Here is a 20,947-nt window from a genome sequence, read left to right as displayed (position 1 = left end):
TCAGGCCGTGCGCCGCGACGGGTGGGAGGCCGCGAAGTCGTACAGCCAGTCCTGGGTGATCGGCATCTCGGTGCCGCCGGTCACCCGGCTCAGCGCCTCGCCGGGGGCGATGCCCAGCAGCACCAGCGTCGTGCAGGCCAGCAGCGTCGAGCGGCCGATGCCGCCGAAGCACTGGGTCACGACGAAGCGGCCGGAGCGCACCTGGCCGGCCAGCCTCGTCGCCAGCGCGACGACCTGGACGGCCTCGTCGCGCGGGACGCCGCCGTCCGGCACCGGGAACGACAGGAACTCCAGCCCGTACGTCGCGGCCGCCGACGCGGTGTCGCCGAAGCCGAGCCGGTGCTGTTCGGTGGTGGTCAGGGCCGAGACGACGACGTTCACCCCGGCGCGGGCGAGCGCGCCGAGTTGTTCGACCGGCCAGGCGTCAGCGCGCGGGTGCGCGATGGTCGCGAGTTGCCCGGGCCCCGGCCCGGCGATCACGTGGAGTGCTGCTCTCATGAACTGCCCGTTCCCCTGTCCCGGCCCCGAGGCCGGGTGATCCCGCGAGTGGCTAACGCAGAGTAGGGTTCCCCCCGGCATGCCCGCTAGCGAGAGGCCCAAAGAAAGTGACGACCCCTCGGAAAACCCGTGTCGCGATCGTCTTCGGCGGTCGCAGCAGCGAGCACGGGATCTCGTGCGTGAGCGCCGGCAGCATCCTGCGCGCGCTCGACCCGGACCAGTACGAGGTGCTCCCGGTCGGCATCACCCGTGAGGGCCGCTGGGTGGTCGCCGGGGACGATCCGTCCACCTTCGCCATCGCCGACCGGACGCTGCCCGAGATCACCGCGGCCAGCGGCAGCGCGGTCGTGCTGGCGGCCGACCCGACGGCCACCGAGCTGATCGTGCGCGAGCCCACCGACGGCATCTCGACGCTGGCCGGGGTCGACGTGGTCTTCCCGGTGCTGCACGGCGCCTACGGCGAGGACGGCACGATCCAGGGCATGCTCGAGATGGCCGGCCTGCCCTACGTGGGCGCCAACGTCTTCGCCTCGGCCGCGGCCATGGACAAGGAATTCACCAAGAAGCTCGCGCTGGCCGAGGGCATCCCGGTCGGCCCGTACGTGGTCCTGCGGGCCGGCGTCTCGCTCAGCGAACCCGACAAGGAGCGCCTGGGCCTGCCCGTCTTCGTGAAGCCGGCCCGGGCCGGCTCCTCGCACGGCATCACCAAGGTCACCGACTGGGCCGACCTCGACAAGGCCGTCGCCGTCGCCCGCGAGATCGACCCCAAGGTGCTGGTCGAGGCCGCGATCGTGGGCCGCGAGATCGAATGCGGCGTGCTCGAGAGCGAGGCCGGCGGCGCCCCCGAGGCCTCGCTGCTGGCCGAGATCCAGGTCGGCGACGCCGACTGGTACGACTTCGAGACGAAGTACATCGACGGCGGTCGGTACGACCTGCCGGCCGACCTCCCGGCCGAGGTGACCCGCCAGGTGCAGGAGTACGCCCGGCAGACCTTCACCGCCCTCGACTGCGCCGGCCTGGCCCGGGTCGACTTCTTCGTGACGGCCGACCACCAGGTCTACCTCAACGAGATCAACACGATGCCGGGCATGACGCCGACGTCGATGTTCCCGCTGATGTGGGCGGCCACCGGCCTCGAATACCCCAAGGTGGTCGACCGCCTGATCCGCACCGCCCTGCGTCGCGGATCGGGCCTGCACTAGCCCTTGCAGCCGCTGGGGACGCCCTTGGTCGTCGACTTGACCGTCTTGACCACCGGCTCGGAGAACTCGTTGGCCCACTGGCCGGTCTGGTTGTAGCTGCCGGGCACGCTCACCTGCACGGCGACCTCACGGTCCATCGTGGTGAAGACGTCGATGGCCGGGCCGTCCTCGGCCCACCAGCAGACGCCGTCCATCGCGAGCATCGTCGCGTCGAGCGGCACGCAGCCGGCATGGCCGCCGTCGACCCGCTCGCACATGGTCGGCTGGGTCACCCCGCACTGCAGCGTGACCGGCGGCTCACCCCAGGCCGCGTTCTGCTCGGGGCCGGCCGTCACCTTGCGGCCGGGCAGCCCCCGCAGCTCGGTGGGCAGCTGGGAGGTCACGGCCAGGCAGACCTGGGTCGTACGGGCGTCGAGCTCGGGCGCGGCCAGCTTCACCGGGGTGGACGGCACCGCGACCGGCGCCGAGGCGGACGGCGCCGCGGCCGTCCCGCCGTCCTGCGGCGTGATCTGCCAGAAGGCCACCAGGCCGACGAGCACGGCGACGGGAACGGCGATCACCGTGGCCCACAGGGCCGCACCCCGCGTCGCCGGGTCCGTCTTCTTCGATTTCGCCGGGGGAGTCTCCACGTCGACCATGGTCAGAGGTTTACCACGGAGCAGGTGAGGGTTCGCATGATGCCGGGTACGTACTGGACTTTGCTCACAATGAGCCCGCCGAGGTCGTCAACCGTGTGCGCCTCGGCCAGAACCACCACGTCATAGGGGCCGGTGACCGCGTCGACGCGCACGACACCAGGAATTTTGCCGATCGCGGCGGCCACGTCATGGGCCCTTCCGACCTCGGTCTGGATCAGGATGTATGCCTGTACCACGCTCCGACTCCATTCCGCCTCCGCCGTAACCCGAACGTGAAAACTACCGTAAGGATCCGCGCGACAGCGGGCCGCATCAGGAACGAAAGGCCACTCAAGTGAGCATCGCCGAGGCCGGGGAGTTCGGGCTCATCGCCCGGGTAGTCGCCCGGCTCGAGAACGGTCCGACGACACTGCTCGGTCCCGGCGACGACAGCGCCATCGTCGCCGCCCCCGACGGACGGATCGTGGCCTCCACCGATGTCCTGGTCGAGGGCCGTCATTTCCGCCGCGACTGGTCCTCCGGGGCCGACGTGGGCCACCGGGCAGCCGCCGCCAATCTGGCCGACATAGCCGCCATGGGAGCGGCGCCGACAGCCCTGTTGGTCGGTTTGTGCGCGCCCACGGATCTCGAGGTGAGCTGGGCCGAGGATCTGGCCGGTGGGCTCTCCGACGAGGCCGCCAAGGTCGGCGCGGCGGTGGTGGGCGGGGACACGTCGTCCAGCCCGACGCTGACCATCGCGGTGACCGCCCTGGGCGACCTGGGTGGGCAGGCGCCCGTGCTGCGCAGCGGGGCCCAGCCCGGCGACGTCATCGCGCTGGCCGGTCGGATCGGCTACGCGGCGGCGGGCTACACGGTGCTGTCGCGGGGTTTCCGTACACCGAAAGCGCTGGTCGAGGCCTACCGGCGCCCCGACGTGCCGTACGCGGCGGGCCCGGCCGCGGCCCGGGCCGGCGCCACCTCGATGATCGACGTCTCCGACGGCCTGCTCCAGGACCTCGGCCACATCGCCCGGGCCAGCGTGGTCGGCGTCGACGTGCGCACCGAGTCGTTCGAGGTCTCGGGCCAGATGCTCGACGCCGCGACCGCGCTCGGCGTCGACCCGTTGCAGTGGATCCTGGGTGGTGGCGACGATCACGCCCTGGCCGCGACGTTCCCGCCCGGCGCCGAGCTTCCGCCCGGCTGGCAGGCGATCGGCGTGGTGCACGAGGGCACCGGCATCACCGTCGACCGCAAACCGTGGAGCGGCCCACTGGGCTGGGACCACTTCCGCTGATTACGCTTGCCCGTTGTGCAAGAAATCAAGATCAGGCAGGCCGACTACACCGAGCTGTCCGTCCGGGCGCTGCTCGTCGACGTGATCGCCGAGCTTTCCGAGCGGTACGGGGGCTCCGGCGACGACACACCCATCGCCGACGAGGACTTCGCCACGCCCAACGGCGCCTTCTACGTGGCCGACGGCGGTGAGCGCCTGGTGGCCTGTGCCGCCTGGCGCCGCCACGGCGACGACGCCGAGCTCAAGCGCATGTTCACGGCCAGGTCAGCCCGCGGCCGCGGCCTCGGTCGCCGCATGCTCGCGGCGATCGAGGCGTCGGCCCGCGTGGCCGGCTGCCGCCGCGTGATCCTGGAGACCGGCGACCGGCAGCCCGAGGCGATCGCCCTCTACGAGTCGGCCGGCTACGAGCGCATCGAGGACTTCGGGTATTACCGGGGCCACGACGGCGTGCTCTCGTACGCGAAGGAGCTGTAGAAAGACGAATAACCCCTCGGCCCGCGTGGGCCGAGGGGTTCATCGCAAGACTGGATCAGGCGCGGACGACCTTGCCGGCCTTGATGCACGAGGTGCACACCTTGAGCTTCTTGGTCGTGCCACCACCGGCGGGGGTGCGCACCGACTGGATGTTCGGGTTCCAGCGGCGGTTGGTCCGCCGGTGCGAGTGGGACACGTTGTGGCCGAAGCCCGGTCCCTTGCCACAGACGTCGCACACGCTAGCCACGGGTAACTCCTGAGTCGAAAAAGAGAACTTGAGGGCGCCCAGCGAACACCGCCGCGCAGGCAACCCGGCAAGGTTACCCGATGCCTGCCCCGAACAGCGAATCGCCCCCAACCAACCCACCCCGCCCGACCAGGGGGCGGGCCCGACCGTACGCCTCGGCGGGCCCAGCGGGCTGAGTTGTCCACAGGCACGGACGGTCGCGACGAGAAGTTGTCAGTGGCGGTCAGTACGATTTTGGCGTGCTCGAGACGCTGGACGCCGCAGCCGTCCGCCGCTGGTGCGGCGGCGGCCTGAGGGCGCTGCGAGCCCACCAGCGCGAGATCGACGAGCTGAACGTCTACCCCGTGCCCGACGGTGACACGGGCACCAACCTGGTGCTCACCCTCACCTCGGCCCAAGAGGCGCTGGAGGCGCTCGAACCGGCCACGCCCGAGGCGGCGGCCCCCGGCGGCGCTCTGCGCCGCATGGCCCGGGGCGCGCTGCTGGGCGCGCGGGGCAACTCCGGCGTGATCGTCTCGCAGATCCTGCGCGGCATGGCCGACAGCGTCGCCGCCGGCGCTGCCGTCCGCGGCGCCGGGCTGGCCCGGGCGCTGCGGTCCGCCTCCGAGGCCGCCTACGCCGCCGTCGCCCGCCCGGTCGAGGGCACGGTGCTCACGGTGGCCGCTGCGGCCGCCGACGCGGCGTCCCGCCTCAAGTCCGACGACCTGCTCGCCGTGGCCCGCGCAGCCGCCCGGGCCGCGGCTGAGGCGCTGGCCCGCACCCCCCAGCAGCTTCCCGCCCTGGCCCGCGCCGGCGTGGTCGACGCCGGCGGGCGCGGCCTCGTCGTCCTCCTGGAGGCCTTGGTCGAGGCTTTGTCCCTCCCCAGCGGCCGCGCCGCCGAGCCCATAACTGCTGCCGAGCCCGCAACGGTCGAGCCCGCGGCCGCCGTCAGCGTGGGCGACGGGCGCGGCGAGTGGGGCTACGAGGTGCAGTATCTGCTCGAAGCCGAGGCGGCAGCGGTCGACGGGCTCCGGATCGAGCTGGGGGCCCTCGGCGACTCGCTCGTGGTGGTCGGCTCCGGTGACCCGGGCATCGCCACCTGGAACGTGCACGTCCACGTGCCCGCGGCCGGCATCGGGCCCGCCATCGAGGCCGGCGTCCGGGCCGGGCGGCCCCACGCCATCACGGTCACTCCGCTCGACGAGCACCAGCACGACCACACCTACGCTGAGGCGGCCGAGCGCGCCGCCGTCGTGGTGGCCGCGGGCGACGGTCTGACCGCGCTCTTCGAGGCCGAGGGGGCCACTGTCGTCGGCCGCAACCCGTCGACGCGCGAGATGCTGGCCGCCGTCCGGGCCTCCCGGGCGCGCTGCGTCGTGCTGCTGCCCAACGACGCCAACACCCAGGCCGTCGCCCTCTCCGCCGCGCGCGAGGCCGAGGCGGCCGGTCTGCGGGTCAGCGTCGTCCCCACCCGCTCCCCGGTGCAGGCGCTGGCCGCGCTGGCCGTCCGTGATCCCCGGCGGCCCTTCGCCGACGACGTCATCGCCATGGCCGAGGCGGCCGGCGCCTGCCGCTACGGCGAGGTCTGCACCGCCCGGCGCGACTCCCTGACCGTCGCCGGCCCGTGCCGGGCGGGCGACCTGCTCGGCCTGGTCGACGGCGAGGTGCACGTCATCGGCGACGACCTGGCCGAGGTCAGCGCCCGCCTGCTCGACCGCATGCTGGGCGGCGGCGGTGAGCTGGTCACCCTCGTCCTCGGGGCCGACGCCCCGGCCGCGCTCGAGGGGACCCTGCGGGCCCACGCCGGACGCGTCTGGCCGTTCGCCGAGCTGCAGTGCTACACGGGCGGGCAACCCCGCTACCACCTGCTGGTTGGAGTGGAATGAGCGAGACGAGAACCACCACCGACACCCCGCTCGAGCAGGTGCTCAAGAAGAACGACGCCAAGGCGCTGGCCACCCACCTCGACCTGCACACCGCGGGCGACCTGATCTATCACTTCCCGCGCCGCTACGACGAGCGCGGCGAAGAGACCGCCATCCACGGGCTGCAAATCGGCGAGCAGGCCACCGTGCTCGCCCAGATCCAGTCGGTTGCGGTCAAGCCGATGCGCCAGCGCCGCGGCAACATCCTCGAACTGACCATCGGCGACGAGTCCGGCGCCACCCTCACGTGCACCTTCTTCGGTCAGGCGTGGCGCGAGCGCGAACTCAAGCGGGGCCGCTGGGGGCTGTTCGCGGGCAAGGTCTCCGACTTCCGCGGCAAACGCCAGCTGGTCAGCCCGGCCTACCAGCTGCTCGCCGCCGACGCCACGCACGACGAGGCGGCCGAAGAGATCGAGGAGTTCGCGGGCGCGCTGATCCCGGTCTACCCGGCGGCCCAGGCCGTGCCCACCTGGGTCATCGCCCGCTGCGTTCGCACCCTGCTCGAGACGTTCGAGCCGCCCGCCGACCCGCTGCCGGCCACCGTGCGGGCGAAACGCAATCTGGGGTCCATCGGCAACGCCCTGCGCGAGATCCACCGGCCGAGTTCCAAAGAGGCCCTGTACGCCGCGAAATACCGCCTCAAGTGGGACGAGGCCTTCGCCGTCCAGCTGACCCTGGTGCAGCGCCGGGCCCGGGCCGCGGCCGCGCCCGGCCGCGCCCGCCCGCGGATCGAGGGCGGCATCCTGGCCAAGTTCGACGCGAGCCTTCCGTACGAGCTGACCGAGGGCCAGGCCGCCGTGGGCGAAGAGATCGCGGCCGACCTGGCCCGTCCCCACCCCATGCACCGGCTGCTGCAGGGCGAGGTCGGCTCGGGCAAGACCCTCGTCTCGGTGCGCGCGATGCTCCAGGTCGTCGACTCCGGCGGCCAGGCCGCCCTGCTCGCGCCGACCGAGGTGCTGGCCACCCAGCACTACCGCAGCATCGGCGCGCAGCTGGGCGCCCTGGGCCGGGCCGGCGAGATCGACGGCGACCCCGCGGGCACCCAGCTCACCCTGATCACCGGCTCGCTCGGCGCCGCCGCCCGCCGGGCCGCGCTGGCCAAGGTGGCCGACGGCACGGCCGGCATCGTCATCGGCACCCACGCCCTGCTCTACGAGGGGGTCGACTTCCACGACCTGGGTCTGGTGGTCGTCGACGAGCAGCACCGGTTCGGCGTCGAGCAGCGGGACGCCCTGCGCGCCAAGGCCGCCAAACCGCCGCACGTGCTGGTCATGACGGCCACCCCGATTCCCCGTACGGTCGCCATGACCGTCTACGGCGACCTCGAGACGTCCGTCCTGTCGCAGCTCCCGCGGGGCCGCTCACCGATCGCGTCGCACGTCGTACCGCCCGAGAAGCCGGCCTTCCTCGACCGGGCCTGGCGCCGGTTGCGCGAAGAGGTACAGGCGGGCCATCAGGCGTACGTGGTCTGTCCGCGCATCGGCACGGCCGAGGGCGACGAGGAGGAACCACCGGGCGACAACGAGCCGGCCCGCCGCCCGCCCCTGGCCGTGCTCGAGGTCGCGCCGATCCTCGAGGAGGGTCCGCTGCACGGCCTGCGCATCGGGGTGCTGCACGGCAAGCTGCCGGCCGACGAGAAGGACGCGGTGATGCGCAAGTTCGCCGCGGGCGACCTCGACGTGCTGGTGGCGACCACGGTGATCGAGGTCGGCGTCGACGTGCCCAACTCCACAGTCATGGTCATCATGGACGCCGACCGGTTCGGTGTCTCCCAGCTGCACCAGCTGCGGGGCCGCGTCGGCCGGGGCTCCGCGGCGGGCATCTGCCTGCTGGTCACCGAGTCGGTCGAGGGCACCGCGGCCCGCGAGCGCCTCGCCGCCGTGGCCTCCACCACCGACGGCTTCAAGCTCAGCGAGATCGACCTGGAACAGCGCCGCGAGGGCGACGTGCTGGGCGCCTCCCAGTCCGGCAAGCACTCCCACCTGCGCCTGCTGTCCCTGATCAGCGACGCGAAACTGATCACCGAGGCCCGCGCCGAGGCCTCCGAGCTGGTCGGCGACGACCCCGACCTGACGAAATACCCCGCGCTGGCCGCCTCGGTCGCGGCTCTGGTCGACGAGGATCGGGCTGAGTATCTGGAGAAGGGTTGACGCCGCGCTGAGCGGCGGCTGACGACACCGTGCGGCGCCGGCTGTGCGGGCAGAGAGGAGCAGTAATGATCCTGCACATCGTGCCGCGCTCTGCCTGGGAGGCCGCCCAGGCAGCCGGCGTCTACGAGGGCGACACCCTGGCCACCCAGGGTTTCATCCACTGCTCCACCGAGCACCAAGCCCACATTCCCGCCACCGCGCTGTTCCGCGGCCGCGACGACCTTCTGCTGCTCGTGATCGACGAGTCCCGCCTCCCCGTCCCGATCACCTGGGAGCAGGGCGACCCGCCGGCCGCCGACGGCAACCCCTTCCCGCACCTGTACGCGCCCCTGCCGCTCGACGCGGTGGCCGCGGTCAAGGAATACCGCCCCGGGCCGGACGGAGCCTTCGAGCCGCTGCAGCTCGGAGCGCAGCCGGAGCTCTGAAGAGCCGTACGCCGGGCGCGAAGAGCCGTACGCCGGGCGCGAAGAGCCGTACGCCGGGCGCGAAGAGCCGTACGCCGGGCGCGAACCGCCGCACGCCGGGCGCGAACCGCCGTACGCCGGGCGCGAACCGCCGTACGCCGGGCGCGAACCGCCGCACGCCGGGCGCGAACCGCCGCGCAAGCCGCACGTCGGGCACAAAGAAAAGGCGCGCCGCCCCCGGGGGGGGGGGGGGGGCGGCGGGGGGTGGGGGGGGGGGGGCCCCCCCCCCGCCCCGCCCGCCCCCCCGCCCCCCCCCCCCCCCCCCCCCCCCCCGCCGCCCCCCCCCCCCCCCCCCCCCCCCGGGGGCCCCCCCCCCTTTTCTCATGGTTGCTGTCAGGCGGTGAACTTCACCTTGCGGCGACGGGCCAGGATGAAGAGCACGGCGCCGGCGGCCAGCAGGAGGGCCGCGCCACCCGCGATGCTGCCGGCGACGGGGCCGGTGACGGGCAGGCCGCCACCCTCACCCGGGGACGACTCGGTGGGAGTCGGGGTCGGGGTCGCGTCGCAGTCCTCGGGCTTCTGGGCATCCCAGTCGATAGCCTCGCCGGACTCGCCGTTCTCGGCCGGGGTGACCTTGAGGCCCTTCTCGCCCTTGAAGGTGACCGAACCCTTGTCGCCCGCCTTGACGGTCAGCGACTTGGGCTCGCCCTTGTTCGGGGTGAAGGTGGCGGTGATCGCCTCGGTGCCCTTGGTGTTGTCGATCGTGAAGATCAGCGACTCGCAGGTCGCCTCGAAGTAGCGGGAGGCGTTGTCCTCGGGCTCGCAGTTCTCGGGCTGCTTCCACTCACCCTCGAGAACCGGTTCTTCGCTGCTGGCCTCGGTGACGACGATCTTCTTGGCGTTCTCGGCCGGAACCTTGACCGTCGCCGGCTCTTCGCCGGCCTTGACGGTGACGTCCTTCTTGAAGTCCTCGGAGCCGATGATCGTGAACTTCGCGTCGGCCGTGGCCTCGGCGCCGTTAGCCAGCGTGATCGTCACACCGTCACAGTCGGAGACGAGCTGCGCGTCCGGCTTCGGGGCGTCCTTCGAGCAGACACCGTCGAACTCGACCGTGCCGGTCTGCGGCTCCCACTCGGTGTACTCGTTGTCCCACTTGGCCTGAACGGTCAGCGAGGCCGACTTGGCTTCGCCGTCCACTCGTTGGGTGCCCTTGAGCGTCTCGCCGTCCTTGTGGGGGAAGACCGGGTTGGCGTCATCCGGGGTGTGGACGATGCCCTCGACCGGCGAACCCTCGGGGGTGGACTCGACGCGCACGAAGCGGTAGGCCTCAGCGTGACCCTCGGAATCGGTGTCGACCGACCAGTCGACGACCCAGTCACCGGTCGTCGTGTCACACACGGCGGTGCCCTTGACCGCGCTGTGGTGAGCGCTGGCGGGCGAGGCGAAGAACGCGACACCGGCAAGGCCGATGAGCGTTCCCGCGGCTACGGCGGTAGCACGCCGCAGCTTGGACTTCAGCAGGTTCACGCCTACTCCTGTCTGGGGAAATCAGGGGTACGGCGCAAGGAGGCGGGCGGGCTGATCGCCGGCGGTAAAGGGGCGATGGCCTGCGGCGACGCCTCCCCACGTCGCGGCCGACAATCGGTGGAATGTCGGCAACAGCGCCTGACCATAGCGACTTATGGAAATCTGGGAAATCCCTCAGAGCCGCTTAAAGGTGTTGATGCGCATCCGTGATTTTGCATCGACGGATCGCTCACGTATCGACGCTCTCCGTGTGCACCGGGTGCGGATTTGTTCACTCTTTCGGTGCGGTCGGTAAGTGGTGAAGTAGCTTCGAGTCGTGTTCACCGCAGAGCCGCGCGAGCGCTCATGACCAGGATCATCGCGGGCGCGCACGGCGGCCGCCGACTGTCCGCTCCGGCCGGTGCGCTGACCCGGCCCACCACGGATCGCGTCCGTGAGGCGTTCTTCAGCGCCCTCGAATCCATGATCGACCTGACCGACGCCCGGTTCGCAGACTTTTACGCCGGTTCCGGAGCGGTCGGGCTCGAGGCGCTCTCGCGCGGTGCCGCCCATGCCCTTCTGGTCGAGGGGGATGCCCGGGCCGCGCGCACGATCCGCGACAACATCGTGACGTTGCGCGTCGGCAGCGCTGCTCGGCTGGTCACGGGCAAGGTCGCCCAGGTCGTCGCCGGCCCGCCCGACGGGGGGTCGTACGACATCGTGTTCGCCGATCCGCCGTACGAGGTGAGTGACCGCGACCTCATCGACGTGCAGCAATCTTTGATCGACTTCGGCTGGCTGGCCCCGGACGCCGTGGTGGTGCTCGAGCGGGCCACCCGTGGGGGCGCGGTGACCTGGGTGGACGGCATCACTGCCGACCGCAGTCGGCGTTACGGGGAGACCACGCTTTGGTACGGTCGCCGATCATGAGACGAGCGGTGTGTCCCGGCTCCTTCGACCCGGTCACCAACGGCCACCTCGACATCGTCGGCCGGGCCAGCCGGCTGTTCGACGAGGTGATCATCGGGGTGCTGATCAACCAGTCGAAGACGGGCCTCTTCACGATCGAGGAACGCATCGAGATGCTCGGCGAGGCCACCGCCTCGTACGAGAACGTCCGGGTCGCCTCGTTCCACGGCCTGCTCGTCGATTTCTGCCGGTCCCAGGGCGCGGCCGTGGTGATCAAGGGCCTCCGGGCGGTCAGCGACTTCGACTACGAGTTGCAGATGGCGCAGATGAACATCGGGTTGTCCGGCGTGGAGACGCTCTTCATGCCGACCAACCCGCTCTACTCTTTCCTCTCGTCGAGCCTCGTCAAAGACGTCGTGAAGTGGGGCGGCGACGCCTCGGCGTACGTTCCGGACTTCGTCGGCGAGCGTCTGCTGACCCGGCTCAAGCAGAACTGACGGCGCCGGGGCGGATCGACGCGCCGGTGCCGGAACGGCGCGGCGACGGCGGTGACGCAGTAACGTGATCGCACCACGCTGAGTGGCGTGTCGGAACGCCTTCAGTCCGGTTCAGGGTTGCGGGCGGGGCGGCTGGATGGAGGAGTGAGTACCGGTGGATCCGCTCGACCGCATCGACGAGATCATCGAGCTCGTGCAGGAATCGCGCTCCGTGCCCATGTCACGGACCAATTTCATGTACGACCGGAACGAGATGATCGAGCGTCTCGAGGACCTGCGCGCCGAACTCCCGTCCGAGCTGCGCAAGGCGGCCGCCGTGCTCGACGAGCGTGACCGCATCATCGAGGCCGGCCGCCGCGAGGCCGACCGGATCATCAGCGAGGGTGAGACGGAACACGCCCGGCTGGTCTCGGTCAACGAGATCACGGTCTCGTCCGAGCACGAGGGCGCCCGGATCGTGGCCGAGGCCCGCACCGAGGCCCAGCGCCTGCGGGACGAGGTCGACGATTACGTCGACACCGCGCTCGCCAACTTCGAGCAGTTCCTGACCCGGGCCCTGGCGTCGATAGAGCGCGGCCGTGACAAAATGCACGCGCTGCGCGAGATCGGGACCTTCCAAGGGGAAGACGCGGAGCGCCCTCTGCCGTTCTAGAGGGGTGCGAGAACCCCTGATTCGACGGTACGGCGGCAGCTCAGGTAACCTTTCCTGTCGGCCTACCCATGGCTGAGGAATAACGATGCCCAAGTCACCACAGTCACACCTGGACCCCAGGCAGCCGCTCGTCGTCGACACGACGAAACTTCCACGGCAGCCTGGCGCGACGCGTGCCCTGAAAAGGGTGATCCCGGCACCGAAGGACCTCGGTCTGGAGCTGGTCTCGGTCCCCGAGGGGTCGGACGTCGAGCTCGATCTGACGCTCACGTCGGTCTCCGAAGGGGTCTATGTCAGCGGCAACGTCCGCGGCTCGCTCACCGGCGAGTGCGGCCGCTGCCTCAACGAGATCAGCGAGTCCTTCGTCGTCAAGATCGCGGAGCTGTTCGCCTACGCGGACAGCACCACCGAGGAGACGACGGACGAGGACGAGGTGGGCCGGATGCAGGGCGACCTGCTCGACCTGGAACCGGCGTTGCGGGACGCGGTGGTGCTGATGCTGCCGACCAACCCGCTGTGCCGGCCGGACTGTCCCGGTCTGTGCCCCGAGTGCGGGGTGCACTTCGACGACCTTCCGGCCGATCACAGCCACGAGGCCGTGGACGCCCGCTGGGCCGCTTTGCGCAACATTTCGACTGAGCCGTCCAAGACGGCTTCGCCGCAGCAAGATTCTGAGGAGTAGGTACCGTGGCCGTCCCCAAGCGCAAGATGTCGCGCAGCAACACCCGGTCCCGCCGGGCGAACTGGAAGGCGACCGCGGTCCAGACCGTGGCCTGCCCCCAGTGCAAGTCGCCGAAGCTGCCGCACACCGCCTGCTCGGTCTGTGGCACCTACAACGGCCGTCAGGTCCTCGAGGTCTGAGCCGCGCTTAAGTGACTCGCCCTCATTCCGGGCGGGTCGTACCTGAGCTACGGCGACCGATCGGTGCCGCGGCTTCCGGACAGCTGACTGTCGGGGAGCCGGGCGCCGCGCGGATCGCCGTCGACCTCCTCGGCGGGGACCACGCTCCCGCCGTCGTGGTTGACGGCGCTCTGCTTGCCTGTCAGGCCGATCCGGCCCTACACCTGCTTCTCGTCGGCCCGCTCGAAGCTGCCGGCGAGGTTCTTGGCGCCCTGCCGCCGGGCGATCGCGCCCGGATCAGCACGCTGCCCATAGCTCCCGGCGATCGTGTGGAGAGCTGGGTCGAGTCCGGGGTGCGGTCGGCCGTGCTCGCCGTCGCCCAGGGCGCCGCCGACGCTGTCCTCTCGGCCGGCAACACCGGCGCGACCGTGACCTCGGCCGCGCTCGGCCTGGGCCGCCGTCCCGGCGTACGCCGCCCGCCGCTGGCCGCCGTCCTGCCCACCACCGCCGGCCGGCTGGTGCTGCTCGACGTGGGTTCCTCCGTCGATCCCGACGAAGAGACGGTCGTCATGCACGCCCGGCTCGGTTCCGCGTACGCGTCGGTGGTCCACGGAGTGTCCGAGCCCCGCGTCGGGCTGCTGACCATCGGCACCGAGCGCGGCAAGGGCGACCGCCTGCGCCGCGCCCTGCCCGCGCTGCTGGCCGGCATCGAGCTGCCCGGCGGCGGGCGCTACATCGGTCTCGTCGAGGGCAACGACGTGGTCACCGGCACGGTCGCCGACGTGGTCGTCACCGACGGGTTCACCGGCAACGTGCTGCTCAAGGGGCTCGAGACGGCGTACGCCGAACTGGGCCCACCCCACCACCACGGGCGACCGCCCGACGGCGACAGCCCGCCCCGCGCCGCGCTGCTGCTCGGCGTCCGGGGCACCGTGGTCGTCTGTCACGGCGCCGCTTCCGGCCCGGATCTCGCCGCCGGCATCGCCTTCGCCGCCCAGCTTCACCGCCAAGCCGCGATCGCGGCGATGGCCGAGATGATCGAAACACAACGAGGTGTTCCATGAGTGACAAGCGTCGCCGGCCGTCGACCCTGCCGCTGGAGGAGTCCTTCGGCGTCCCCGTCGAGCCCGACCTGCTGGAGCGCGCCCTCACCCACCGTTCCTACGCGTACGAGAACGGCGGCCTGCCGACCAACGAGCGCCTCGAGTTCCTGGGCGACTCCGTGCTCGGCGTCGTGATCACGTCGGCGCTCTTCCACAACCACCCCGACCTGCCCGAGGGGCAGCTGGCCAAGCTGCGGGCCAGCGTGGTCAACATGCACGCGCTGGCCGACGTGGCCCGTGGCCTCGGGCCGGAGGGGCTCGGCCGGTACCTGCTGCTGGGCAAGGGCGAGGAGACGACCGGCGGGCGCGACAAGGCGAGCATCCTGGCCGACACGCTCGAGGCGCTGCTGGGCGCGATCTATCTGGAGCACGGCCTGGACGTGGCGGCCGAGGTGATCCACCGGCTGTTCGACCCGCTGATGGCCGAGTCGGCCGGCCGCGGGGCCGCGCTCGACTGGAAGACCAGCCTGCAGGAGCTCACCGCGGCGCTCGGCCTCGGCGTGCCCGACTATGTGATCGAGGACTCCGGCCCCGACCACGCCAAGACGTTCACCGCCTGGGTGGTGGTGGCCGGCGAGCGCTACGGCGGTTCCGAGGGGCGCAGCAAGAAGCAGGCGGAGCAGCGGGCCGCCGCGGCCGCCTGGCGGATCCTGACCGAGCGCACCAGCGAACCCGACGGCAGCCTGCTGGACAAGTCCGAGGACGACAACGGCCAGTGAGCCGCGCGGTGGAACAGGACGCCGAGGAGACCCGGCGCCCCCGGCTCTGGGATCTGGCGGGCGCCTGGCGCGGGGTCGGCCTCGCCGTCGGCATCTTCGCGCTGACCCGGATCGCGCAGCTGGTCATCCTGGGCTGGCTGGACGCCGCCGACGACGACCCGGTCGGGATCCGGCAGCGCCTGCTGGTCTGGGATGCGGGCTGGTTCCTGCGGGTCGCCGTCAACGGCTATCCGCACGGCTACACGTACGAAGCCGGCGTGCTGCAGGGCAACGAGCTGGCCTTCTTCCCGGTCTACCCGATGCTCATCCGGCTCGTGGCGGGGCTCGGCATCGAGGCGCACACGGCCGCGCTGGCGGTCAGCTGGCTGGCGTCGGTCGGCGCCGCGGTCGCGGTGCACCTGCTCGGCGCCTCGCTGCACAACAAGCGGACCGGGTGGGCGCTGGTCGCCATCTGCTTCAGCGCGCCCGTCTCGATCGTCTTCTCCATGGCGTACTCCGAGGGGATCTTTCTCGCCCTCGTGGCCGGGATGCTGGTCGCCGCGCACCGGCGCGTGTGGTGGGCGGCCGGGCTGCTGGGGCTGTTGACCGCGTTGACCCGTCCGACCGGCGCCGCCGCGGCCGTCGCCCTGGCCGTGGCCGCCCTCATGGCGGTTCGTGAGTCCCGCGCGAAGGCGTGGCAGCCGATCACCGCCGCGGTCGTCGCGCTGGCCGGGGTGCCGCTCTTCCTCGCCTGGGTGGGCTGGCGGGTCGGTGACCCGGCGGCGTGGTTCCGCATCCAGGCCGCTGGCTGGGGCACCGCCTTCGACTACGGGTCGAGCACGGTGTCCTTCGTGGCCTCGACGCTGAGCACGGGCGACGGCTGGGTGCCGGTCAGCGTCGCCCTGATCCTGCTGGCCGCCCTGGCCGCGGCCGGGGTCGCGCTGGCCCAGCGGCCGTGGCTGCCGCTCGCCGTGTACGGGGTGATCGCGATGGTGCTCGTCTACGGTCAGGCCGGGTTCTACCACTCGAAGCCCCGGCTGCTGGTCCCCGTACTGTTGACGCTGTTGCCGGCCGCGGTGGCCGCCGCCCGGGCCCGCCCGCGCGTCGCCGTGGCATCGATCACGGCGTGGGCCTTGTTCGGTCTGTGGTACGGCGCCTATCTGGTCACCGTCTGGCCCTACACCTTGTGAGTGGAGAAGGAGTCGCAGTGCCCGAGCTGCCCGAGGTCGAGACCGTGCGCCAGGGCCTGGCCAAGTGGGTGGCCGGCCGCACGATCAGGACCGTCGAGGTGCACCACCCCCGGGCGATCCGCCGCCACCTGACCGGCGACGCGCACTTCATCGCCCTGCTGGCCGGCCGGACCATCACCGACGTGTCCCGCCGCGGCAAGTACCTCTGGTTCGCGCTCGACTCGGGGGACGCGATCATCGGCCACCTCGGCATGAGCGGCCAGTTGCTCATGCAACCGTCCGAGGCGGAGGACGAGAAACATCTGCGCATCCGGTTCACATTCACCGACGGCGGTCCCGAGCTGCGCTTCGTCGACCAACGCACGTTCGGCGGACTGTCCGTCTCGGAGGGTGGCGCCGAACTGCCCGACGAGATCGCGCACATCGCCCGTGACCCGATGGACCCGCTCTTCGACGACGAGGCGTTCGTCGCCCGGCTGCGGGGCAAGCACACCGAGATCAAGCGGGCCGTGCTCGACCAGACGCTGATCTCCGGCGTGGGCAACATCTATGCCGACGAGGCGCTCTGGCGGGCCCAGTTGCACGGTGCCCGGCTCACGGATCAACTGACCCGCCCCGCCGTACGACGTCTGCTCGCACACATCCGGGACGTGCTCGGCGAGGCCATCGTCGCCGGCGGCACCAGCTTCGACGAGCTCTACGTCAACGTGAACGGGGAGAGCGGCTACTTCGACCGCTCCCTCAACGCGTACGGGCGGGAGGGTCAGCCGTGCCACCGGTGCGGCACGCCGATCCGTCGCGAGCAGTTCATGAACCGCTCCTCGTTCAGCTGTCCCCGCTGCCAGCCCCGCCCGCGAGCGATCCGGCACTGACGTACGGGCTGGCGTCGGTGGCCAGGCCGAAGCCCGCCCCGCGCCGGCCCATCAACCGGCGCGCGGCGGTGAGCAGCGCGGACGGCACGCCGTGGACGATGTGGCCGTCGCCCGGCTTCGACCCGTCGCCGTCCCAGCTCTGATAGGCCGACCACGGCCCCTCGAACGTGCAGATGCGGACGCCCAGGTCGCGATACAGCGGATGGGTGGGCACGCCCGGGTTGAGCACGACCCGGTGCAGGCCGCGGCGGGCCGCCAGCCGCACGGTCAGCGCGACCGGGCCGACCCCGCCCGACCCGGCCGGCGCCCGGTCGAGGAACAGGCCCTCGGCGCCGTCGGCGCGCCAGGCGTCCACATCGGCCAGCACGTCGGCCAGCGAGCGGCTGCCCCAGTCGAGGTCGATGCGGCCCAGCGACTGGTGCAGGGAGCGTCGATCGCCGGGCACTTCGCGGACGATCCAGGTGTCGCCGTCCAGCGGCAGCTCGGGCGACGGGTGGGCGTACGGGGGGAACAGTGTCTTCACGATGTTCTCCGGGGGTCGTCAGCGGTCGGTGCGGGCTGGGCGGTCAGGGCCACGACGAGCAGGCCGGCCAGGTGGGTGGCGGCGAGCACGGCGACGGCGTCCGGCAGGGGGCCGGAGGAGGGCAGCGGGAGCAGCGGCAGGACCAGGGTGACCAGCGGGGGCGCGGCGGCCAGGGTGGCGGCGATTCCCGTACGGGAACGCGCGGCCAGCAGGTAGGTGATGGCGAAGACCCCGCCGAGCAGGGTGCCGCCGGCCAGCCCCAGCACCACCGCCGAGGAGGTGGCCGCCGGCAGCTGGTACGCGGCCAGCGCCAGCGCGACGCCCACGGCGAACGGCGGCAGCAGCCCCGCGATCGTGATCAAGGTGACGCTGCGGACGTGCCGGCGGTAGTCGGCGCCGTCCTCGGCCGAGTCCAGCCCGGCCTCGACCTGGCCGGTGTGCCAGCCGATCAGCGCCTCCAGGATCGGCACGGCCAGCAGCAGCGGTAGCCAGAACGGCGCCGTCGAGCCGGAGGGGCCGGCCTGCCAGACCAGTCCCACCAGCACCGCCTGGGACGCGCCGATCACCAGGTAGCCGCCGCCGCGGCGCAGCTCGGCCGGGCTGAGCCGGGGGCGGCGCCCGCTGATGCCCGGCAACAGGACGGGTTGGAACGCGCGCACCAGGGCCACCACGATGGCCGCCGGGAGCAGCAGGCCGACCTCCGCGGTCCGGCCGATCAGCGGCTCGGCCAGCGCCGACGCGGCCAGCAGCCAGCAGGGCAGACTCCACACGACGATGGCCGCCTCGGCCCGCGTCACCAGGGCGGCGGTGACCGTGGCGAGCGTGCCCAGCCCGCCCAGCCCGACGACCAGGGCCAGCCCCCGGTAGGGGCCGACCAGCGTGTCCGGCGCGATCCAGACCAGCGCGCACCACAGCCCGGCCACGGCCGCGAAGCCGCCCCCGACCAGGCGTGCGGCGGCGGCCGGGCCGGACCGGCGTGCGACCGAGACGCCGGTGCAGGTCAGGGCCTGCGCGGCGGCCCAGCCCAGCAACAGGGTGGCCAGCGGCACCGGCCAGGGAACCTCGGCCAGTGGTTCCGCGGCGGCTGCGGCGACGCTCAGCGGACCCAGGTAGAGGGCGCAGCGCACGAACGCGGCGCGCAGGTAGGAGCGGCGGGCCGGTGCCCGGTGCGAGCGGGCGGGCGGCGCCTGCTCGGCGGGTTCCCGGGGCGGCGGCGCCGGGGCGTACGCCGGTTCGGCGGTGATCACCGCAGGCGGCAGGCTGTGCCGGGGAACAGCGGGACCGCGACGACGCGTGCGCCGGGAAGCCGTGCGCGTCCGTCCGGGCGTGATCGTCATCCGTCCTGCCTTTCACTGATCAGCCAGCGCACGGTGACCGGCGGCTCGGCCCGCGGGGCGGGGACGGCCAGCGCCAGCTCGAACGAGGGCGGCGGGGGTGGCGCCGCGAGATCGGCGTAGAGCTCGCCGTAGACCCGGACCACCCGGTCGGTGGTGAAGTGGTTGAGGGCCCGCTGCCGCGCGGCCTCGCCCAGGGCCTGGCGGCGGCTCGGTGCCCGCAGCAGGTCGACGACGGCGATTGCCAGCTCGGCCGGGTCGCCCGCCTGCACCAGCACGCCGGCGTCCCCGAGCGTCTCGGCGGCCGGGCCTACGTCGACCCCGACCACTGCGCGGCCGGACATCATCGCCTCGACCAGGCGGTAGGGCGGGTCCGCCGGGCCGGGCACATGGGCCACCACGTGACCCCGGGCGTACCGGTCGCTCGGGTCGGCGGGCAGCGGGTGCAGGCGTACGGCCCGGCCCAGCCCGGTGCGCTCGATCTGCTCGGCGCAGTGGTCCTCGTGGGCCGCGGTCACCCCGACCAGGTGCAGCACCGTGCCGGGCAGCGCGGCGACGACCTGCTCGAACGAGGCGAGCAGCGCGGACAGGCCGCTGTCGGGCCCGCCGCTGCCGGCCCAGACCACGGCCGGGTCCGGTCCGGCCCCGGCCGCGCCCGGATGCTCGGACGGGTCGACCCCGGCCGGCACCTGCACGAGCTTGTCCACCTGGGCGCCGTGCCGCAGCGCCCAGCCGTGGTGGTAGGCGCTGAGCGGCGCGATCAGTCCGGCCTCGGCGTACCCGGTGCGGGCGACCGAGCCCCGGAACCGCCGCAGCACCGTCCGCACGGCCGGCGACAGGCGCTCCTCGTGCGGCTTGTGCCGGGCCACGGGCGCCCGGGCCTCGGTGAGCAGCAGCGGCACGCCCTGCCGCCACCGCCCGCCCAGGGCCGTGAGCAGCGGAGTGGTGCCGCCGATGCAGTGCACGAGGTCGGCCTCGGGCACCTCGACCGCTACCGCGCCGAGCGCGTGCCGCAGCAGGGTGGCCGCGGTGCGGGCGTCGCGCATGCTCAGCCGGGGCAGGGAGTCGCCCGTACGCCAGGCCTCGAGCAACGCGTCGGCCAGCGGCAGCGAGGACAGCACGGCCGGATGCCCAGCCACCCGCCGCAGCCCGTCGGCGAAGGTCTGCTCCGCGTCGTCCAGCCCGCCGACGAGCCCCCGGCAGATCAACCCAGCGGCCTCTTTGCCCAGCTCAGCCTCGGTGCGGCGGCGTTCGTTGCGTTCGTTTCGGCTCTCGCTCCGGTCGTTTTTGGCTACGTCCCGGCGGCCGATGGCGACCGCGCGCGACGAGCCGACGTTGAGCGGCAGCGGGTAGGCGGGGGCCGGCGGCGGTTCCCGATCGGTGACGGTGAGCAGCTCGAAGCGGAAACGGCGCAGCCCCTCGACGAGGGTGCGGCACCATCCGCTGAGGGCGTCCCGCCGGTACGGGTACCCGCCGCCGGTCAGCATGCAGATGCGCTCTCGCGGCGGGGTCGGATTCACGATGGGGGCAACGAAACAGCGCCCCACAGGCAGGGGAGCGTGTCGGGTAGGCGACAGATTTACGCAACATTTACCCGATTTGCCGCCCTATTTGTCCGTTAAATGTGGATCCTGTGCTGCTGCTCTTGGGGTGCCGGGAAGGGTGTGCCTGTGGACAAGTCGGGGTGGATCTTGCTTGTGGGGTTACGGTTCGCCACCACCTCCCCCTCCCATGAAGGGTGGGTCAGGTGTGGCCCGCCGGAGGGGTGTTGATCCGGTCGGGCATGCCAACTTCGGCCGGTCTTGGTGATCTCCGGCCGGCCCGGCTACCGCTCGGGCACGCTGTCAAGAGGCTGTTTGGCCTGCTGACGGCCCTGAGGGTGGCATGATTCACTGCTTCGCTACGACCGGACGCCTCCGCAGCGCTTGACGGAAACTGGGTATCGGCGGACTATGGAGGAGTCGCCAGTCGCGCCTACTCGTGCCCGGTTCCCGTTGGGTTCGAGCAATCAGCACCTTGAGTTTACTTTCCCA

The 20,947-nt window shown here is 72.2% G+C and carries 22 protein-coding genes and 1 pseudogene; 15 read left to right on the top strand and 8 right to left on the bottom strand.

From position 1 onward, the window contains the following. Positions 1-498: a protein-tyrosine phosphatase family protein gene (locus tag LXN57_RS03805; protein WP_251796583.1), complete on the bottom strand. Its 498-nt coding sequence runs from the start codon at positions 496-498 to the stop codon at positions 1-3. Between the two features lie 107 nt (positions 499-605). Between LXN57_RS03805 and LXN57_RS03800 the strand changes: the two genes are divergently transcribed. After that, positions 606-1,700 (top strand): D-alanine--D-alanine ligase family protein, encoded by a 1,095-nt coding sequence (locus tag LXN57_RS03800; RefSeq protein ID WP_251796582.1) that lies wholly within the window; start codon positions 606-608, stop codon positions 1,698-1,700. Here LXN57_RS03800 and LXN57_RS03795 read toward each other — a convergent pair. Next, the gene (locus LXN57_RS03795) at positions 1,697-2,338 is read right to left on the bottom strand and encodes a DUF3515 family protein (protein ID WP_251796581.1); all 642 of its coding nucleotides are present in this window, start codon (positions 2,336-2,338) and stop codon (positions 1,697-1,699) included. The genes LXN57_RS03800 and LXN57_RS03795 overlap by 4 nt on opposite strands. 2 nt (positions 2,339-2,340) lie before the next feature. Next, on the bottom strand, positions 2,341-2,574 hold the full coding sequence (locus tag LXN57_RS03790) for an Lrp/AsnC ligand binding domain-containing protein (RefSeq protein WP_133874791.1): 234 nt from the start codon (positions 2,572-2,574) through the stop codon (positions 2,341-2,343). Positions 2,575-2,669: 95 nt separating this feature from the next. Between LXN57_RS03790 and LXN57_RS03785 the strand changes: the two are divergent. Beyond that, positions 2,670-3,611 (top strand): annotated as a pseudogene (locus tag LXN57_RS03785) (thiamine-phosphate kinase); the annotation flags it as partial. Positions 3,612-3,626: 15 nt separating this feature from the next. Beyond that, positions 3,627-4,085: a GNAT family N-acetyltransferase gene (locus LXN57_RS03780; RefSeq protein ID WP_251796579.1), complete on the top strand. Its 459-nt coding sequence runs from the start codon at positions 3,627-3,629 to the stop codon at positions 4,083-4,085. 55 nt (positions 4,086-4,140) lie between these two features. Here LXN57_RS03780 and rpmB read toward each other — a convergent pair whose 3' ends face one another. Continuing rightward, a complete protein-coding gene (rpmB, locus tag LXN57_RS03775) occupies positions 4,141-4,332 on the bottom strand; it encodes a 50S ribosomal protein L28 (protein ID WP_026207002.1) in 192 nt (63 codons plus the stop codon). Positions 4,333-4,571: 239 nt separating this feature from the next. Between rpmB and fakA the strand changes: the two genes are divergently transcribed. The 3 genes from fakA (at position 4,572) to LXN57_RS03760 (ending at position 8,811) form a co-directional block, all read left to right on the top strand. Further along, a complete protein-coding gene (fakA, locus tag LXN57_RS03770) occupies positions 4,572-6,197 on the top strand; it encodes a DAK2 domain-containing protein (RefSeq protein WP_251796578.1) in 1,626 nt (541 codons plus the stop codon). Continuing rightward, positions 6,194-8,386, top strand: coding sequence for an ATP-dependent DNA helicase RecG (recG, locus tag LXN57_RS03765; protein ID WP_251796577.1), 2,193 nt, complete (start codon positions 6,194-6,196; stop codon positions 8,384-8,386). Before fakA ends, recG begins: the two co-directional genes overlap by 4 nt. 65 nt (positions 8,387-8,451) lie before the next feature. Next, entirely contained in the window at positions 8,452-8,811 is a 360-nt protein-coding gene (locus LXN57_RS03760; RefSeq protein WP_251796576.1) for a DUF952 domain-containing protein, read from the top strand. Positions 8,812-9,183: 372 nt separating this feature from the next. Here LXN57_RS03760 and LXN57_RS03755 read toward each other — a convergent pair whose 3' ends face one another. Next, positions 9,184-10,317 carry a cell wall anchor protein gene (locus LXN57_RS03755; protein WP_251796575.1) on the bottom strand — a complete coding sequence of 378 codons (1,134 nt, stop codon included), beginning with the start codon at positions 10,315-10,317 and terminating at the stop codon, positions 9,184-9,186. Between the two features lie 345 nt (positions 10,318-10,662). On the opposite strand from LXN57_RS03755, the gene rsmD reads away from it, so the two are divergent. From rsmD to mutM, 9 genes are all read left to right on the top strand, one after another. Then, entirely contained in the window at positions 10,663-11,226 is a 564-nt protein-coding gene (gene rsmD / locus LXN57_RS03750; protein WP_251796574.1) for a 16S rRNA (guanine(966)-N(2))-methyltransferase RsmD, read from the top strand. Continuing rightward, positions 11,223-11,702, top strand: a complete 480-nt coding sequence (gene coaD, locus LXN57_RS03745; RefSeq protein WP_221375972.1) for a pantetheine-phosphate adenylyltransferase — start codon at positions 11,223-11,225, stop codon at positions 11,700-11,702. The genes rsmD and coaD overlap by 4 nt, the downstream gene beginning before the upstream one ends. 154 nt (positions 11,703-11,856) lie before the next feature. Continuing rightward, a complete protein-coding gene (locus LXN57_RS03740) occupies positions 11,857-12,354 on the top strand; it encodes an SPFH domain-containing protein (RefSeq protein ID WP_221375973.1) in 498 nt (165 codons plus the stop codon). Between the two features lie 85 nt (positions 12,355-12,439). Continuing rightward, positions 12,440-13,036 (top strand): YceD family protein, encoded by a 597-nt coding sequence (locus LXN57_RS03735; protein WP_251796573.1) that lies wholly within the window; start codon positions 12,440-12,442, stop codon positions 13,034-13,036. Positions 13,037-13,041: 5 nt separating this feature from the next. After that, complete coding sequence (gene rpmF, locus LXN57_RS03730) at positions 13,042-13,215, top strand: 50S ribosomal protein L32 (protein ID WP_221375975.1); 174 nt, start codon at positions 13,042-13,044, stop codon at positions 13,213-13,215. Between the two features lie 59 nt (positions 13,216-13,274). After that, complete coding sequence (locus LXN57_RS03725) at positions 13,275-14,258, top strand: phosphate acyltransferase PlsX (RefSeq protein WP_251796597.1); 984 nt, start codon at positions 13,275-13,277, stop codon at positions 14,256-14,258. Beyond that, the gene (gene rnc / locus LXN57_RS03720; RefSeq protein ID WP_221375977.1) at positions 14,255-15,016 is read left to right on the top strand and encodes a ribonuclease III; all 762 of its coding nucleotides are present in this window, start codon (positions 14,255-14,257) and stop codon (positions 15,014-15,016) included. The genes LXN57_RS03725 and rnc overlap by 4 nt, the downstream gene beginning before the upstream one ends. Next, entirely contained in the window at positions 15,013-16,185 is a 1,173-nt protein-coding gene (locus LXN57_RS03715) for a putative hexosyltransferase (RefSeq protein WP_251796572.1), read from the top strand. The genes rnc and LXN57_RS03715 overlap by 4 nt, the downstream gene beginning before the upstream one ends. A 17-nt stretch (positions 16,186-16,202) precedes the next feature. Further along, positions 16,203-17,057, top strand: coding sequence for a bifunctional DNA-formamidopyrimidine glycosylase/DNA-(apurinic or apyrimidinic site) lyase (mutM, locus tag LXN57_RS03710; RefSeq protein ID WP_251796571.1), 855 nt, complete (start codon positions 16,203-16,205; stop codon positions 17,055-17,057). On the opposite strand, the gene LXN57_RS03705 is transcribed toward mutM, so the two are convergent. Genes LXN57_RS03705 through LXN57_RS03695 form a run of 3 tightly spaced genes read right to left on the bottom strand, consistent with a single transcriptional unit; the run spans position 17,011 to position 20,434 of the window. Then, positions 17,011-17,580 carry a spherulation-specific family 4 protein gene (locus LXN57_RS03705; RefSeq protein WP_251796570.1) on the bottom strand — a complete coding sequence of 190 codons (570 nt, stop codon included), beginning with the start codon at positions 17,578-17,580 and terminating at the stop codon, positions 17,011-17,013. The genes mutM and LXN57_RS03705 overlap by 47 nt on opposite strands. Then, positions 17,577-18,917: a hypothetical protein gene (locus LXN57_RS03700; protein ID WP_251796569.1), complete on the bottom strand. Its 1,341-nt coding sequence runs from the start codon at positions 18,915-18,917 to the stop codon at positions 17,577-17,579. Before LXN57_RS03700 ends, LXN57_RS03705 begins: the two co-directional genes overlap by 4 nt. Then, on the bottom strand, positions 18,914-20,434 hold the full coding sequence (locus LXN57_RS03695) for a DUF3492 domain-containing protein (protein ID WP_251796568.1): 1,521 nt from the start codon (positions 20,432-20,434) through the stop codon (positions 18,914-18,916). Before LXN57_RS03695 ends, LXN57_RS03700 begins: the two co-directional genes overlap by 4 nt. Between the last annotated feature and the right edge of the window lie 513 nt (positions 20,435-20,947).

It is taken from the genome of Paractinoplanes hotanensis (assembly GCF_023717965.1).
Taxonomy (GTDB): Bacteria; Actinomycetota; Actinomycetes; order Mycobacteriales; family Micromonosporaceae; genus Actinoplanes; species Actinoplanes polyasparticus.
This window is presented reverse-complemented; position numbering and strand designations above follow the sequence as displayed.